General features: G+C 40.8%; 12 protein-coding genes. All 12 read left to right on the forward strand.

Annotated features, from left to right (window positions below; all coding sequences use genetic code 11):
• Positions 1 to 74: 74 nt before the first annotated feature.
• The 12 genes from ACFFK0_RS22495 to ACFFK0_RS22550 all read left to right on the forward strand — a co-directional run bounded on the left by ACFFK0_RS22495 (position 75) and on the right by ACFFK0_RS22550 (position 16,755).
• On the forward strand, positions 75 to 1,817 hold the full coding sequence (locus ACFFK0_RS22495) for an ATP-binding protein (RefSeq protein WP_377472614.1): 1,743 nt from the start codon (positions 75 to 77) through the stop codon (positions 1,815 to 1,817).
• A gap of 29 nt (positions 1,818 to 1,846) precedes the next feature.
• On the forward strand, positions 1,847 to 3,772 hold the full coding sequence (locus ACFFK0_RS22500) for a TnsD family Tn7-like transposition protein (protein WP_377472615.1): 1,926 nt from the start codon (positions 1,847 to 1,849) through the stop codon (positions 3,770 to 3,772).
• 98 nt (positions 3,773 to 3,870) lie between these two features.
• A complete protein-coding gene (locus ACFFK0_RS22505; RefSeq protein ID WP_377472616.1) occupies positions 3,871 to 5,718 on the forward strand; it encodes a TnsD family Tn7-like transposition protein in 1,848 nt (615 codons plus the stop codon).
• Positions 5,719 to 5,766: 48 nt separating this feature from the next.
• Positions 5,767 to 6,174 carry a hypothetical protein gene (locus ACFFK0_RS22510; RefSeq protein WP_377472617.1) on the forward strand — a complete coding sequence of 136 codons (408 nt, stop codon included), beginning with the start codon at positions 5,767 to 5,769 and terminating at the stop codon, positions 6,172 to 6,174.
• Positions 6,175 to 6,195: 21 nt separating this feature from the next.
• Positions 6,196 to 6,474 (forward strand): hypothetical protein, encoded by a 279-nt coding sequence (locus tag ACFFK0_RS22515; protein WP_377472618.1) that lies wholly within the window; start codon positions 6,196 to 6,198, stop codon positions 6,472 to 6,474.
• A 596-nt stretch (positions 6,475 to 7,070) separates the two neighbouring features.
• Positions 7,071 to 8,294, forward strand: a complete 1,224-nt coding sequence (locus ACFFK0_RS22520) for an IS256 family transposase (RefSeq protein WP_377472619.1) — start codon at positions 7,071 to 7,073, stop codon at positions 8,292 to 8,294.
• Between the two features lie 107 nt (positions 8,295 to 8,401).
• Positions 8,402 to 9,529, forward strand: coding sequence for a Wadjet anti-phage system protein JetD domain-containing protein (locus ACFFK0_RS22525; RefSeq protein ID WP_377472620.1), 1,128 nt, complete (start codon positions 8,402 to 8,404; stop codon positions 9,527 to 9,529).
• Between the two features lie 63 nt (positions 9,530 to 9,592).
• Positions 9,593 to 11,116 (forward strand): hypothetical protein, encoded by a 1,524-nt coding sequence (locus ACFFK0_RS22530; protein WP_377472621.1) that lies wholly within the window; start codon positions 9,593 to 9,595, stop codon positions 11,114 to 11,116.
• Positions 11,106 to 11,885, forward strand: a complete 780-nt coding sequence (locus tag ACFFK0_RS22535; RefSeq protein WP_377472622.1) for a DUF6063 family protein — start codon at positions 11,106 to 11,108, stop codon at positions 11,883 to 11,885. Before ACFFK0_RS22530 ends, ACFFK0_RS22535 begins: the two co-directional genes overlap by 11 nt.
• The gene (locus ACFFK0_RS22540) at positions 11,885 to 14,176 is read left to right on the forward strand and encodes a coiled-coil domain-containing protein (RefSeq protein WP_377472623.1); all 2,292 of its coding nucleotides are present in this window, start codon (positions 11,885 to 11,887) and stop codon (positions 14,174 to 14,176) included. The genes ACFFK0_RS22535 and ACFFK0_RS22540 overlap by 1 nt, the downstream gene beginning before the upstream one ends.
• Positions 14,133 to 16,238: a coiled-coil domain-containing protein gene (locus ACFFK0_RS22545; RefSeq protein ID WP_377472624.1), complete on the forward strand. Its 2,106-nt coding sequence runs from the start codon at positions 14,133 to 14,135 to the stop codon at positions 16,236 to 16,238. Before ACFFK0_RS22540 ends, ACFFK0_RS22545 begins: the two co-directional genes overlap by 44 nt.
• Before the next feature lie 127 nt (positions 16,239 to 16,365).
• Positions 16,366 to 16,755, forward strand: coding sequence for a hypothetical protein (locus ACFFK0_RS22550; protein WP_377472625.1), 390 nt, complete (start codon positions 16,366 to 16,368; stop codon positions 16,753 to 16,755).
• Positions 16,756 to 16,813: the final 58 nt, after the last annotated feature.

Genomic DNA, 16,813 nt, shown 5'->3' on the forward strand with positions numbered 1-16,813 from the left:
AATTCGACAAACCCGTGATAAAGGCCTGCTTTACGCGGACTTTTTCACCGGACTTTTAGAAAGAAGGAGAAGAAATGAGTCCGATGATTAGCGATGGAAATGTTGGTTTAAAAGGAACGCATATCTTTGCCAAATATACTGAGCAAATCAATCCCAAAAATCAAGGGAACCCTTTTATTGAAGCATTGCCTAACCGGGTTGATATAAGTACTTTCATTGATGCACTTTATTCTGCACCCCCTATGGATTCGAAGTACAACAATTTATGCATTGAAGACCGTCTTGAATTGGTTCAACAAATACGGCCAGATTTTTGGTTGCCTCTACCTTCACACTATGATAAGTATCGAAATTTATATACGATGATCAAAATGGGTTATCAATCAAGAAATCCGATGCACGCAATGTATAATCGTCAGTTTGCAGTAGGTTGGGATGAGATATTTAAATCAGGTATTGATGAAAACGGCGCAAACTTAGCTGGGAATGTTCAGACAGCCCAGAGTCTAGTCGAAATCGCCATCAATGGTTATGGAAAAACGCAAATATATGAACGAATGTTAACCAAATTGTTTCCACAAGTCATTCATCATAGTGAGTATCAAGGGAGAGCGCTAACGCAGACTCAACTGGTATGGTTAAAAGTAGAATGTCCATATAATAAATCGGTCGGTACATTTTGCAAAAGCTTTTATGCTGAGGTAGATAAATTATTGGGAACGAACTTCTATGAAAGATATGCTGAAAAGCCTGGAACAATCGATAAACTGGTAATTAGACTGATTAAGACCGTGGCCCAAGTTAATCTAGGTGTACTTGTGATTGATGAGATACAAAAAATTCAGAAGGCTTACTCTGGTGGAGAAGAGGACATGATCGATTTTATCACTCAACTTGTAAATACACTTGGAGTACCGGTTATTTTAATCGGATCATATAAAGCACTATACCTGTTCAAAGATTCGCTGGCTAATACCAGGAAGTGTTTGCCAAATGGCTATGCAGAAAATATATCAGGCTATATGCTTGAGGATAGTTGGGAATGGAATCATTTCATCGAAAATCTTTGGGATCTTCAATATACAAAAACATATACCGAAGTCACGCCTGAGATAAAAAAAGCAATGCATTTTTATTCCATGGGGATTCCAGATATTGCGGTCAAGCTATTTATCCACATTCAATCCCTGACGATTGTAAATGGTGGAGATGAGCGTATACGCGTGTCTTATATTCGTGAGGTGTCAGAAAGAAGTCTGAACTTAGTTCAGCCTATATTTAATAGAATACGCTCGGGCGATCCAACCGCGTACAAAGAATTGGATGATATTAAGCCGGATTGGGTTCCATTAAACGGCTATATAAAAGAGGCGTCTCATAGGATTACTGTACACGGAAGCTTAGCAGAAGAACATGCGCGAGTTCTTCAGGAAAAAAGAAAAGAAGAGATCTTGGCTAAACTAACGGAATTTGCACTGCAGCTTGTTCAATCTTCAACTGATGCAGAAGTTCTAGCGAATAAGGTTTATGATGCTAGTTCTGGAATGGGCGATATTACCTTAATGTTTGGTCAGATTGCACGGCTTGTTGTAGATAACGCTGATTATACTCAGGTAGTAACTAAAAGCAATATTATAAAATCAACAGAAGAGCTTCCGAAAAAGAAAGTAGTGAAAAAGGTAAAACCTGAATTGAAGCACGATGATATTCGATATGTTGTTCAAGTTGGGCACAGAAAAGGGTTAACTACGGAAGAAGCACTTGAGGAAAAGGGGTATATAAGAGGCGTAGATGAGTTGCTAGATATTATATCTTAAATTCGAAAAGACAATGATGGGGGTGCTGTATGCCTCAAATGCTCTTCTTCCCTGAACCGTTACCCGATGAAGATTTTCGAAGCATTGTTTATCGTTATCACCTTATGTCCTCCAATTCCATATTTTCAGAGTCAAAGGAAGAACTGTTCGGTATAAGGTCCCATAAAAATCTTATGTTTCCGATGAAACTTGAATATTTTTGTTGCAGACTTCCGATTGGGCATTCTCTTCGACTTAATACCTTCATTGAAAAGCATACATGGGTAGGGTTAATATTCTGTTTCCTTACAAAAACAAATCAAGAAAAAATACATATGCTCATGAAATTCGGTAATGAAAAATTATATCAAACAACTCTACTCCATATAGCAGGGCTATTCTCAAAACAGATACGATATTGCCCTGAATGTTTGAAAGTTGATGAAGAACAATTCGGAATTTGTTACGTACATCGTATTCATCAACTATCGTTCCTTGATTATTGTCCAGTTCACTATTCGAAACTTATTAATGCGTGCCCAAATTGTAATTATCCTTTGAGTAAAGACTATGCAGAAGAACTCATTTACCAATCGAAATGCAAAAAATGCAAATCAACTATGGAAACTCCACTAATTGAAAAGACAAACTCCATTACTATGTTCAAAGATAAACTGATGCAGGATTTATGCAAACTACGAGATTACTCTGATCAGCTTAGTGCTGAAATTATTCAATTAAAGTTAATGATGAAATTGTGGGAACTAAAATATATTCATTACCGTGGTCGTGTGATGAAATTGGAGTTTTTAAGCGAAATGGTATCCAAATATTCATCAGAGCAGCTAAAAGTAATTGGGTTAGAGAAGACTCAATTAGTATCAAAACATTTTGTAGCTCGTTTTCTGACGTTGGATGATATGAGAAGACATGTCTTGTTTTATATCGTGCTAATCCAGTATCTTTTTCATTCCGTTGATGAGTTACTTAGCTATAATCATCCTATCGCAATTCAAGTTCCTTTTGGTAATGGCCCTTGGGAGTGCTACAACACAATATGTGAAGGATATAATCGAAAGGTGATTAACCGTTGTACTCGTAATTCGAAGGGATCAGGTGGTTCTACAGTTTCGGTTGAATTTGTGTGTCCAATTTGTGGTTATACTTATTCACGGTTATGGAAACCGGAAGGGGATGAATCACGCAAACCCTTGGTCGTTAGTAAGGGGCATCTGTGGCAAGAAAAAGTGAAGGATCTTTATAGTGCGGGATATTCAATTTATCAGATTCGAAAAAAAACCGGCTTTTCCGAAACCGCGTTAAAAACTTATGTAAATCAGTTAAAGTACCAGATGGTAAAAGCATCAGAATTAAAGATCCCTTATGATACTTCATTAGCTATAAAAGAAACTGCAACTACTGGGGTATTGGAGAACAAGTATATATTTCGAAATATATTGTTGGAGACGGCAAGAGAAAAGAAGACCACAAAGCGAATAACGATGCTTCGTTTACATCCAAGAGAATATAACTGGTTATATCGACATGATTCGGAGTGGCTAAACAAACATTTTCCGAGACAGGCAAGAGTTAAAGAAAAAATTGATTTAAAAGATTTCGACATAATACTGGCAAAGAAAATTTGGGAAGTAACTAATCAATTGAAAATAACTTGTAGCACCAGGATAAGAAAACACACAATATTGAATCAATTAACCCCTTTGGAAAAATCAAGGATAACAAATATGCAAGAGCGCTTACCAGAGAGCACAAGAGTATTACAGCAATCGATTGAAGATTTTGAGTCTTTTTTAATTAGAGGCCTTAACCGAATATTTAAGAAGTTGAGGATGAAAGGATATCGGACCGTAACGTATAGAGCTGTTTTAAATTATTCTAAGCAATATGGTCGATGTGGAGACGAGACAAGGGCCAAAATTGAGATGTTATTAGAGCAACTCAATCGAGAAGTCTAAAGGAAAACAGAGGTAAATATTTCGTACTATGTTGGGAATATCCTTATCGGAAAGGGGAAAAATAATCATATTGCCAATTAGTTTGGAGTGAAGGCAGTATGATATATTTTCCTTCTTTGTTCCCGGATGAAATACTATATAGTGCTTTTTCCAGATATCATAGAGATTCAGGAAACGAGAATCATAAACTGACGATGGAAGATTTATTTGGGGATACACAAGTGTGTGCATCATTACTATTCCCATCCCATTTGACTTCTCTATGTGATAGAATGCCTCCTGGAAGTTTGTATAGTCCTGAAGAGTTAATTATTTACCATACATTTCTCCCATACTATGCGCTTTTTATTTCTGACAAAAGATATTTAGAAATGAAAGAAATAATGAAGTCAGGTAAGGGGACTTCTGCTTACATGCAGATTGGTAAACCGGCCTCGACGGTTAAAACACAACAAGGATTAAGGTATTGCCCGACTTGTGTTATTAGAGATCGCGAAATCTATGGAGAGGCGTATTGGCATAGGTCCCACCAGGCCGATGGGGTATTTGTATGTCATTATCACCCTAATGCGCTTATCACAACCAATGTGACACATACCAAGCAAAGAAATAAGCACGAATATGTATCGTTAGAAATTATTTTGAAGAATGAGGACTTACAGTACAATCCAGTACCTCCCCAGTCTTTTAATATCCTGAAGTTTATTGCTGAACAGACAAATCTTCTCTTGAGCAGTAGTTGGAATCCTCTCGGTTTGCTTAAACTGAATCGATTTTATGTATCGAAGTTGCAACATATGGGTCTGGCCAATCATACGGGAAGAATCAGGTGGGCGGATCTAATACCTGCATTTAACCTATTTTTCGGAAAAGAATTGCTAATAGAACTTCAAAGTCACATTGAACTTTCGCAAGAAGCAACATGGCTACATAAATTACTTAGGAAACCGCGTGTTACGTGCCACCCGTTAAGGCATCTATTGGTTCTTGGTTTTCTAGGCGAGACTATCGAAAGCATGACTAATCAAATATCTGATTATAAGATATCTTATGAACCTTTTGGGAAAGGGCCATGGCCATGTCTCAACAAAGCTGCAAATCATTATAAAGATCCAGTGATATCATCATGTGAAATTACAAGATGTTCAAAAACGGGAATGCCAGTAGGAACTTTCTCCTGTTCCTGTGGATTTGTCTATTCGCGGAAAGGGCCAGATCAATCCAATGATGATCGTTTTAAGATTGGCCGAATAAAAAACTTTGGTGAAGTATGGAACGAGAAATTGCGAATTATATCTCAACAAGATATATCGCTGAGAGAAATGTCCAGAAGGCTTGGTTGTGATCCGAAAACAGTGATAAGTAGGCTTTCCGATAGCAAAACAGTCATATCATCTGCGGTTGATCAAGAAAGCATGCGCTATAAAGAAGAATGGAAGAAATTAATAAGTAGTAATAGTGAGTTGTCTGTAACCGAGCTTAGAAAACTAAATCAATCTGCTTATACCTGGCTGTACAGACATGATAGGACGTGGTTGCATGAACATTCGCCCGTTAATAGGAAGAGTATTAAAAAGCGTGAACGGATCAATTGGGAAGAAAGGGATCATCAAATTGCTAAAGAGGTTCAATTAGCGGCAAATGAAATTTTGTATGGAAAATCTGATAAACTTATCAGGGTAACGAAAACAGAGATCGGACGAAGGATCGGTAAGTTACCTCTTTTATTTAAAATGTTACACAAGTTACCTGAAACGGCCAAACAATTAAATGTTGTATTGGAGACGGTTGAGGAATTTCAAAAAAGACGAATTAATCTCAAGGCAGTAGAATTGATGAATACGAATGCAATTGTTAAGCGTTGGGAACTGATTCGGGTTTCTGGCTTAAGAAAGAAGTTTATTGAAATTCATCATGATGTAATTGATGACCTCACTGTAACATAGTAGTAGAGATGAATATGCGAAAACAAATTGCCAATGAAGGTGATAATAATGACATTGCTTAATGACGAAGAAAAAGTCACTTTCTTAATCGATCTATTAGAACGCCATATTGATAAACTTCCGAGTGAGAACAGCTTTGTAAATTATCTTGAATCAATCCGTGTTTTTTTAAAGACTAAAGATCCAATTCTTCAAAAGACGGCAATCTCTAATAGTGAGTTATTTATAGACAACTTCTCCCATGTTTTAAATAACTGTATTACTTCCAAACAGGCGGTAGGTTCACTAATAGCTGCATTCGATAAAGTGGGATATGCTGATTCAATGGATGCTGCTGCGATTATTATTGAGTTTGAGGATCTTCTAAAACAAATGTCTGAAGAAGAAGCTGAAAAATTATATAACGAACGTTGGATAATTGATAAATATCGGGTTGATGTTCGGCCTAAACTCTAAATTGAGAGGAATAACTTAATTATGTCCCAGATGTCAAGCCGACGATTAATGATTAAACATTACGCACAAGCTGTTATTTTGGAGCTCCAGCAATTAGGCTATCCTTGTGAAGAAGCGAAAGAGGTTTTTTTTCGCCATTATAGGGACATGAAGCGTGCGTTTGGACTTGAGCCGAATGTATCCGAATTTGCAAAGTTAGTCGATGAGTTTGAACGAGCGATGAAACGAAAATACAACCCGAATGATCCAAATCAAATTTATGTGGGCCACCTTCGGGAACGTGTGAGGACGAAAAAATGAAATTCTGCTATTGATGCTTTTGTCGGTCCTTCCGAAGGCGTGAATGATCTTCGTCAGAGACATTTTGGGGACGAAGTTTGCGCGGCTATTTCGACGAGATTTGCCAACCAAGGAGAACTGCTTGCATTCTTTCCACTACTTGGCGTACATTTTGAGCAGTTGTCCCAGTCCTGGCTCTTCAAGATCAAAAAAGCATAGGATTTCTTGTTGCCGTGATTAATTTTTGATGCCGCTTGTTTTACAATTGCTTCCGTCTGAAGTTTCTAGGTGGGGGCAATTTGATGTTCATTTATCTCGAAACTCGATCTGATGCGAATAGGTAACTCGTTGATTGGGTCTATCCCTATGGAGGGGGGAAGTGATCCAAAAGAAAATTTAAAACCGAAAAGAATGAATAATTGCCTAACAGCCTGGTAAAGATGGTAATAAATCTATCATCTTTATGAGGTTTTTTAATTTTAATAGACTTCTCATGCAAGTTGAGTCCGTATAATTGTGTAAAATGGTAGTTTACTGAAAATAAAGGGAGCCATAATCCCAATCCCTCAGTTAGAATGATGGTGTCTAAGCAACATTCTTCAGGAGGAGATTCAGATATGGCTCAATACCAGATTAACGTAGATTCTCAACTTTTGCATCAACTTTTCTTAGGCAACACCCAGGATTCCGGTGTTGCAAAATTGCTGGAATCGGTACTGAACCAAATCTTACAGGCGCAGGTGACGGAACAATTGGAGGCACAGCGTTATGAGCGTACCGAAAACCGGCAAGGTTACCGCAACGGCTCCTATCCCCATCAACTGCATACGCGTATTGGCACGATTACGTTGAGTGTGCCGCGTATCCGTGGCGGAAAGTTTACAACGGAGCTGTTTGCCCGTTACCAGCGCAGCGAACAAGCGCTCATTTTGACGATGATGGAGATGGTCGTCAATGGGGTTTCCACGCGCAAGGTGGCTCAAGTAACGGAAGAACTGTGCGGTACCGAGTTCTCCAAATCCACTGTAGCCGATCTGTGCAAGCGTCTGGATCCGATCGTAACGGCTTGGAATAATCGTCCGCTTTCTGACAGCCGATTTCCCTTTGTCCTCGTTGATGCGCTGTATTTGAAGGTGCGGGAAGACGGACGTGTTCGCAATCGCGGCGTGATGCTCGCCGTTGGCGTCAACACGGACGGGTATCGGGAAGTGCTGGGCCTGATGCTCGGAGACACGGAATCCGAAGAAAGCTGGACGGAGTTCTTCAACTGGCTCAAGTCCCGCGGACTCCGTGGCGTGGATCTGATCGTGTCTGATGATCATGGCGGGGTGGTTCGCTCGATTCGCCAACAATTGCAGGGCGTGACTTGGCAGCGGTGTCAGACGCACTTTATGCGCAACGTACTGGATGCCTCTCCGAAAGTCCTGAAGGATGAAATCCACACGCATGTACGAGCGATCCTGGAGGCGCCCAACCCGGAAGCGGCCCGGCTGCTTTTGCAGCAGACGTTGGCGGCTTACGAGGACAAAGCGGCGAAGGCGATGCGGATTCTGGAAGCCGGTTTTGACGATGTCACCGCCGTTTTGAGCCTGCCGGAAAAGTACCGTAAGCGCTTGAGAACGACAAACAGCGTAGAACGTCTGAATGAGGAAGTTCGCCGCCGGGAACGCGTGATTCGCATTTTTCCCAACCGGGAATCCGTCATTCGACTCATCGGTGCACTACTCATGGAACAGGACGAGAAATGGGCTTCCGGCAAGAAGTACCTCGATATGGTCGAATACCTGGAATGGCGTGAAAGCCGGCCAAAATCTGTCTCGAAAGTAACCCGAATCATGTAGCCCATTCTAGCTGAGGGATTTTACACATAATTTTGGACTTGACCTCTCATGCATCTATAGCTATGGAAATAAAGTATCATAACGTCGATGTATCTTGGAGGCCAATGATGAAGAAGGAACAAATAATCAGTCATCTACTAGAGATCTTCTCCCAACCATTAAAAATTGGGAGCAAGAAGAAAGTTAATATGTTTGCAATAGAAAAAGAAGTGATTCGTGCTTTTCACGATATAAATAAGTACCAAGAGGCAGGTGGGTTTCAATTCTTCTCCTTGGTAATTAACCAAATGCTTAATGATGGAATATTAGAGATTCCTAGAACGGCACGGATTATAAAAAAAGGCCCTGAGTCACTAAGAGAGTGGTATTGGTTAAGAGACAACAAAGAACTGAAAGGGTGGTCTATCGACCAATATGTTGAAGTGTCCGACCTTTTAGATCTGTCGTATTACCGGTCTTATCCCTTTTTACAAACAGAAGATGAATGGCGGAAAATAAAAATTATCCATGCTTTCATGAAGGAAAAGCATCTACGATCGCCGATATCAAGGGAGGAGCGTTCGCTTCAATTATTTTCCCAGTTATCTCCGTGGAATGAAAGGGAAGAAAAGGAGAAATGGATGGGCAGTAAAGAAGGGAAGTCGTTCTTGAATCGGTTAAAGGTTACGTTGGATGAGTTAGTTTGTTATCCGGTTCGAGAGTCGTTTGTGTACTACAAAAATCCAAGAGCGACCGATGTGCGTGAAGTATTGGTGCTGGAAGGATTATCAACCTTTAACACCTGCAAGCAGCTAATCCATAGAAATAGATGGCCCTTTAAGTCTGAACCAGAACTCCTTATCTTTGGAGCTGGCTTCCGAATAATCGGGAATTTTGAATATATAGTGGAACTGCTTCCTAATCTCGATAACGTAAATGTTCGATATGCAGGGGATTTGGATCCGGAAGGTTATAAAATCTTTGTTGATTTTAAGGGGGCCTACCCTCAGTTTTCCATTCATCTCGCTACGGAGTTTTATGAATGGTCACTGTGTTACGGGTTGAATCAAAAGACTTCTATCATTACCGAACAGAAAATTACGGAAAAACAGTTTGCTTTGTTCTTATCCGAATTTCACGATCCTGAAACAAAGGAGCTGCTTAATTCTTTGTTACATAACAAAGAGCGTATAGCACAGGAAGTATTCAACGCTGAATCATTAGCGGAATGTGCTCCCGCTGACACAGCCTCATAAGCGTAGTGACCGTAGGAAGAAGTTACAATTGCATAATTTAAGAATGCAGAGGGGGTGAACCGCTTGCTGTCCAGTGAAACCATGGAAGGATTAGGAGAGAGAATCAAGCAACTGAATCTCATTTGGGTGATGTCTACCGGTGTTGATTTGGGAGAGAACAGTTCGTATTTAGGAAAAATTCGATTCATCATCCTACGCGAGATGTTTATTCGAGAGATTAATGACAATCAGAAACGAAGTAGGAATGATCTTATTCAAATTGCGTTGGCAGCCTGTAATCTTTGTTTTCAGGCGGATGCAGATATCGCCGAACGCATTATCGAAAACATGATGTGGAGCAATAGTAAAAGCTTTGTAAGTTTTTCATTCGAAGATGAATATTTCGATGAAGCGAGTGCGTCCTGGACCAAACACAGGTTTCAATATTTCGAGTTGGACCGAGATGCCAGTGATTTGGATAATGAACTGGAGATTTACAAACTGAGTTCTGATGCAATTCAAATTGTTTTATCCATTCATGAATTTGAGGCGGAAACGGACATTACGCTAGAACAGATGATTGCAGAAATGATGATAAAGCGGGGCAATTTAAAGGAAGCAAGAGCAACCCTCGATCGGCTTGATGTAAATGTACGCAAATTAATACATGAAGAGAAGGAACACTTGAAGCAGTTAAAGCGAAATCCGTGGATTGCGATTTATGAACAAAACCGCCGCTGGAATAAAAACCTCAAAGATATTGAGGAACAGTTTAATGAGGAAAGACGCGGTTATACCCGAATGATGAATGCACTGGAAAAAGTCAGTGTCGCCAAAGACCCGGAAAAAAAGAGAAATGTCAATCGGTTAATGCATCGTATCCAGCGTACTAGCAAGTCCCATGACTATCTGGCAAAACTGGTAATTGGGAATATCCGAACGGATTTTGAATATCGGAGCAACTACTTTATCACCATGTTCTGGTCACGCCCGAAAAAGACGTTTAAGGAGTCGATTTGGAAGGTTGCTAAAGAACATGGATTTCAACATCCGGATGCTCTGTATCTGATAGCCAATTCGATGTTTTCTCCACAGAAACCATTTTTGTTCCCGCTCGAATGGATAGCTATGGAACAAATCCCGTTTCAATGGGAAGTGGATTTTTCTGAAGAAGAAGATGCTCAACCCGCCATAAAGCCGATGGAGCTGGATTGGGATCGAATTGTAGACTTATGGGCCCCACTGATCTCCCGTCTGCTCGAGTTCGGGGAGATTTCAACGTCCATTTATCAGCACTTCGAAGAAGAGGAATTTAGTGAATGGGTCAAATGTCGGGAAGCCTTTGATATATGGATGCTTTTCAAAATGAATGAAGACCCTGTATTTACCGTGACAGAGGAAGAGTTAACTCAAGAAGATGTTGACCATAAACTGGATTTCCTCCGAAAAATGATTGCAAAATATCCGCAATATGGGGGGCTGATCAATTCAACGTTCACTACCTATGCTCCAGACGATTTGAAAATTACACTTCATGAGGAAATTGAAGTATCACCTATCACCATTCAACTATTTCAGAAAGGAGAGCGGGGTACCAATGATTTCTGAACGCGACTTTGAAGCTGCAAACCGTCTCTATGGGGAACTATTGAAGAAAGGTTTTTTACCTATGAACCACACGCTGGTACAGCCTTATAAAGAAGAGGAAGGCGTCCGCGTCGCCATTAAAAAGTGGGCCAGGATGTGGAGAACGGATATCCACGAACATGAAGAGCACCTTCATCTCGTGGCAGAGCCGGAAGGGTGTATTTTTGCCACTTCCTTAAGTGAAATGAAAAATTCGAGAAGATACACCAGGAGCTTTGAGGACAAGGTGGAGTTTTTCCTCATAGCCACAATAATTTGCACATTCTTTTCCGAGCTTGAATCCGGCTATGACGTTAAGTTGTCCATTGACAACGAGGGCATCAGCTTTCCGCAGTTAGAGGAGCTTGTAAATAACACGCTGGAGAATTGGAAACAAATCGACGATGAAAAAAAAGGTGCCTTTTCGACGGACTTTGGGTTAGCCGTAAAAGAAATGTGTTCCAAATGGCAAAGAACCCATTTCAGCCGGGCCAATAAGAAAATAACCGCCAATCAAAGGACAAGAATAGGGTACATACTTACGGCGATGTCCTTATTGGAAAAGGAAGGGTTGGTGTACATCAGCAAGCAGCACAAGACAAGTTTCATTGTATTTCCAAAACAGCAGCTGTACGAACGGATGCAGTCTGTTTTACCGGAATTAGACCGCTATCAAGTATTAAAGGCTCTTATTCAGGAATCCAAGAAGGAGCCGGCTAAAGCAAGTGATACAAAGGAGGAGACCGCCTAATGTTGCCACGATTATTGGCGACCCGGATTGTCGGTGTACGTTATGCCGGGGATACCATTCGTCACGAAGACTTGTACTTGGATTTTTCCGTACATCCAGAATCAGCTGAGATCGTGTTTCCGGGTAATACCGCGATTACCTTTCGGAATGGCGGCGGGAAAGGGCTCCTTCTTCAGCTTTTTATGCAGCCTCTCTCACCGCTGGCCTCTTGGAAAGACGGTAAAAATAAAGTAGAGCATTTATTTTTTAACCGTGAACAGAAATCCATCAAGTACACATTTCATGTCGTCCACAAATTTGAATTGGACCAGAACCGTCGCCTGCTTACCGGCATTTCGGTTACTCCCAAACTGGTGTCGAGAGATCGGCAGAAAGAGGGTTCTTCCCCTATTGAGTTGGAATATATGCTTTTTTTATCAGAGTATATGGCAGATGACGAGACGTTTGACATCACCAAGTTGCCTTTGTGGGATGTGAACACCAATAAGGCAGTGGAACTTGCTGAGTGGAAAGAAATCATTCAAACCGAATATCCCTTGAAAATAATGCAGTTTAACCGAAGCAACGAGCAGCAATATCTCGATCTTCTGAATGATTACGGTATTTTGCAAAGCACCATTCATACCATGGAAGTCATTAACTCTGCTGAGAACGATGTATCTTCATTCTTTAATAAGGCAACCGACAACCACGGGCTGTTTTATAAAAAGGTGGTTCCATTAACCAACAGCGCCATTGAAGCTTCGGTAAACGTAACGGAGAAGTTAGACCTGGTGGAAACCTTCTCCGAGGTACTGAAAATCGCACAGGAACTTCCGAAAATCCTTCAAATCTCCGAAGCGGCACGGCAACTAACATCAATATTAGACCCACTCATCCAGTCCTATTCCCACGTAATTTCAACCGAGAATCAAAGGGATACTCACGCGGAAAAAGGGTATGCCATCCGTGAGGTGTTAAAAGAGCGGCAAGATGATTTGGATAAAGCTCTCGCAGTGTTGGAAAGTGATTTAGAAAGATATGAACAGCAGGTTAATGAAACGGATCGGAAGCTAAAAAATGTGGAATACATGAAAAAATATCAGGAATGGAACACTGCAAACAGGGAAATAGATAACCTTTCTACGGAAATCGAAGGGTTAAATCAGACCATTGGGGAAAAGGAAAATGAAATCCGAGAATTAGATTTGAACATGCTGATAAAGGAATATCATGAAGTCGATGCTTCCATTACAGAAAACCTCAATACTATTAGGCATTTGGAAACAAATCTTGAATTGAAGGATCTTGTTTCCCAGATGGAGGATTTGAAATCCAAATTTAAGGCAGTATGGGATAATACAACCTACCCTTCTTGGCAAAGTAAAATCAACCAATCGGAATTTCTCGTGCGGATACACAAGAATGAGATTCAAACTCTCGAGACGCGGCGCGACGAAAAAAATAAGCTGCAAACTCAGTTCGAAGAGACGTGGAAGCTGACAAGCCAAGCACTCGAACAGCACGAGAAACAAAAGAATGTGATGGCACAAAAGTTCGGAGAAAAGATCCGGTTATCCCCCGAAGAAGTAAAGGAGGACAAAACACAAGAGTTACACCACTTTCGAAGGGAAAAAGATAAACTGACAACCGATCGGGATGGCCTAGAAACCGAAATTCTTCGTCTTGCTGAGAAAATAGGGAGTGTGACCAAGGAGGTTGAGCTTCTTGGTAATGATATTGAAAGTAAAGAAGCGTCTCTTACTTCACGGGGTATAGAAGAAGAAGCTCTCGTACAATCGATCGCCGATACGCTCAAAGTAGATTTTGATTTTGATCAAAAGCCTAGCCGTGAGTGGTTCTCTCAACAAAGGGAAGCCGTTGTCGGAAAGCTCGAATCTGAAAAACGGAGATATGATGATAAGCTGCGCCAGCTATGGAAGAGCGAGCTTGATTTCGAACTCCTAGAGGAAAGCAAAAAAATAAACGGGTGGATTCCGAACCGAGCGTTGTTAAAGGCACGGGATAAAATTGAGCAACAGGGGGTTAAGTGCCGTCTGGGTTCACATCTATTGGGTTCCTTATCGACGGTGGATAGAGAAACTGAGCTAGCACGGAATCCTCTGCTTCCGTACAGTATTGTCATGATGGAAGAAGATTTTGAAAAGGTGGATTTCAATTTCTTCCTCGAAGAACATTTGGATGTCGCCGTATTCGTTGTTCCTCGACAAAAGATGGCGAAGTCTGTGCTGTATCCTTTGGAGGCTGTTGGATTACAGCAATACGGGGATAACACCTACGGAAATCCTTAATGACCTTGTCACCGAGAAGTTAATGCACGAGCAGAATAAAGGTATAGTTGAATTACAGTTGTCTGAATGTGAAAAGGTCATCCGCCAATTGGAAAATGATCTTATCATCTTGGAAGAATGGATTCGTGACTGTGGTGTCTACGAAAAAAATCTGGCTTACATGGTCCAACTTGAGAGGGAAATCGAACAATCGAAAGAAGAAGTAAAAGCCGTTGAAGAAAAGTTGGTACACGAGAAGAGAACACTCGAGACTCTTGGAGACAGGTATGTTGCTTGGAAAACCCAAGCTAAATCGGAACTGATCAAAATACGGGATATTGTGCCGAATGCCATTTTCCCGGTCAGCAGTGCGGAATATGAAGGAGATCATTATCTTCCGGATTATGACGTTGTGGTTGGACCTGAGGCTGCCGCCATGATTCAACAGCATGAGGCGTTGTCCAAACAACAAAACAGCATGGATACCCAAATCGCAGTTAAGCGTGAGGAGAACAAGAAACTCGTTCAAAGAAAAAATGAAATTGAAAGTGCTCTTGCTGAATTTCAGGTTACATGGCAATATCTTGAGGTTCCCGCCAAAACCATTTCACAATTGAAATCGGATAAGGACCTGGCACAAGAGGAACGGGTTACTCTGATGATGAAAAGAAGTGAAAAAGCAGCAGTAAAGAGTGAGAAGTCCAAGTCTCTTGGAACACTTGAAACTGAACTTCAAAGGATGGTCAAGGAGTTCGAGCGTAACGGGCATGAGATTGAAATTTGGGAGAACTTCCAATATGAGCTGTTTCGGAAAAAATACGTCGATGAAAAAAGAAAGTACGAGTATCTTGTCAATACGGTGAAAAGCGAAATCAATGAAAAGACGAATGACAAGAAAACTATCTCGCTCCTTTTGGATAGTCTTCGTGAAGAACTTGTGCAAACTTCTTTATATCGGCTGGAAGATGAAGAAATCAAAGACATTCGCTGGAACCCAGAGCGTGCGGTCAAGGAATGGATGAACCAAAAATATCGAATTGATGATGTGATAAAAGCGCAGCAGAAAACAATTTCGATAGAGTATGATTCGCTCTTTAGTTTGATTGAAGCTAACAGTACCATGACAACATTAGTTAAGGAACCGCTGCTTGAAAGGCTGAAAATCCTTCGCCAGTCTTCCTCTAACAACCAAGAGATTGTCGAACTACTGCTTCGCATCAAGGAATGGGCAGAAAAAGAGGCTGAGGATCAGTTAATCCAGAAGCAAAAAGCTGAGGATGCCATCACTTTCTGGTCCGAAAGAGTGAGCCGGCGGGTCGTGTTGATTATCAATTCCATAAAAACAATGGTAGGCAGGATGAAAGTCAGAAATACCAGAGGACGTTTTGTGGAATTGGTCCGGTTTAAACACGGTGCAAAGTTTCCTGAAAGTAAGACTGAAATTGCTAGTATCGTGAAGTCTTACTGTGCTAGGCAGATTCAGGAACTGATGCAGGAGTACGGCAGTGCAGATAAGGTTCCGAAAAGCCAAATTACAAAACGAACCCATATTAGCGAAATTGTGCTTTCGGTCATGGGAGAGTTCCCACGCATCCAGCTTTACATTCCTGATGCTTCCGGGAACTTTCTGAAGGAAGAGATAAAGCCGCATCTATATAAAGAATGGAACGTCATTAACAATGGCGGTGATAAAGAATCATCCAAGAGCGGTGGGCAAACCCTGATGTCGCATCTTATTGTCCTCTGTATGCTTCTAAAACAGCAGAACCAGGATGATTCACCTGGGTTATTAATTACGGACAACATGTTTGGGGAAATGTCGGCTCCGGAATTGATTGAACCACTCTTTGTTGCACTTGAGTTGCTCAAGGTTCAATGGATTACGTTATGTCCACCGAACATCAAGCTGGACATTACCAGTAAATTTGATACCGTATATAGCCTTGATATTGAAGCGAAGAACGGAGTAAACAGCATTACCAGCAAGGTACAGAAATATCAGAGAAAGTTTTTGTATTCCCGTTCTGCAATCAGTCAAGCAAAAATGGAAAAACAGGTCGATATTGATGAAAGTGTTTCGTAGTAGGGTCATCCCAAATTTGAAGACACGAACTGATTATGGTTCGTGTCTTTTCGAATTTTAATGGTATTTATGGAGGTTTTACCCAGGCCTTTCTTTGTTCAACTTTTCAAAATAAGTGGAGGAATGTGTGCTCCTTGTTTATTTAAATCGAAACATGGATAAGAATGATAACGAGTTGTTGAATGAAGGAGTGTTTTTAATGGGGACTTGTTCAAATGAGATTGCTAAAGTAACAAAAGAAGGGGTTCTTTTCAATGGGGAGTATTATTCAAGTCCACTTGCTTTAAAAGAAAATTGGTTTCAAGTAGCTTCAGTATCTGGTGAATGGTATTTACCAGCATTTTTGGAGGAGAGCAATAAGAATGTGCTAATGGTACGTCCAGTTGGGCGTGAAGATTATATTCAATTTCATTTATTAATGACAAGGGCTGCCGCGGCTGATCGTGAACAATACTACAAAAAAATACAAGAGCTTAAAGAACAGATTAGTACTGTTAAGAAGGCCACAAGAAATTAAACCTGAATTTCGAAAGTACTGCGCATTAAAAACATAAAAAGGGCTCCAAATCTTTGGT

Source organism: Paenibacillus chartarius (assembly GCF_042432825.1).
In the GTDB taxonomy this organism is placed as follows: Bacteria; Bacillota; Bacilli; order Paenibacillales; family NBRC-103111; genus Gordoniibacillus; species Gordoniibacillus chartarius.

What these genes read in the sequence shown, in the direction of transcription:
- ACFFK0_RS22495 (WP_377472614.1), top strand. Translation starts at nt 75, where the DNA reads ATGAGTCCGATGATTAGCGATGGAAATGTTGGTTTAAAAGGAACGCAT.
- ACFFK0_RS22500 (WP_377472615.1), top strand. Translation starts at nt 1,847, where the DNA reads ATGCCTCAAATGCTCTTCTTCCCTGAACCGTTACCCGATGAAGATTTT.
- ACFFK0_RS22505 (WP_377472616.1), top strand. Translation starts at nt 3,871, where the DNA reads ATGATATATTTTCCTTCTTTGTTCCCGGATGAAATACTATATAGTGCT.
- ACFFK0_RS22510 (WP_377472617.1), top strand. Translation starts at nt 5,767, where the DNA reads ATGACATTGCTTAATGACGAAGAAAAAGTCACTTTCTTAATCGATCTA.
- ACFFK0_RS22515 (WP_377472618.1), top strand. Translation starts at nt 6,196, where the DNA reads ATGTCCCAGATGTCAAGCCGACGATTAATGATTAAACATTACGCACAA.
- ACFFK0_RS22520 (WP_377472619.1), top strand. Translation starts at nt 7,071, where the DNA reads ATGGCTCAATACCAGATTAACGTAGATTCTCAACTTTTGCATCAACTT.
- ACFFK0_RS22525 (WP_377472620.1), top strand. Translation starts at nt 8,402, where the DNA reads ATGAAGAAGGAACAAATAATCAGTCATCTACTAGAGATCTTCTCCCAA.
- ACFFK0_RS22535 (WP_377472622.1), top strand. Translation starts at nt 11,106, where the DNA reads ATGATTTCTGAACGCGACTTTGAAGCTGCAAACCGTCTCTATGGGGAA.
- ACFFK0_RS22540 (WP_377472623.1), top strand. Translation starts at nt 11,885, where the DNA reads ATGTTGCCACGATTATTGGCGACCCGGATTGTCGGTGTACGTTATGCC.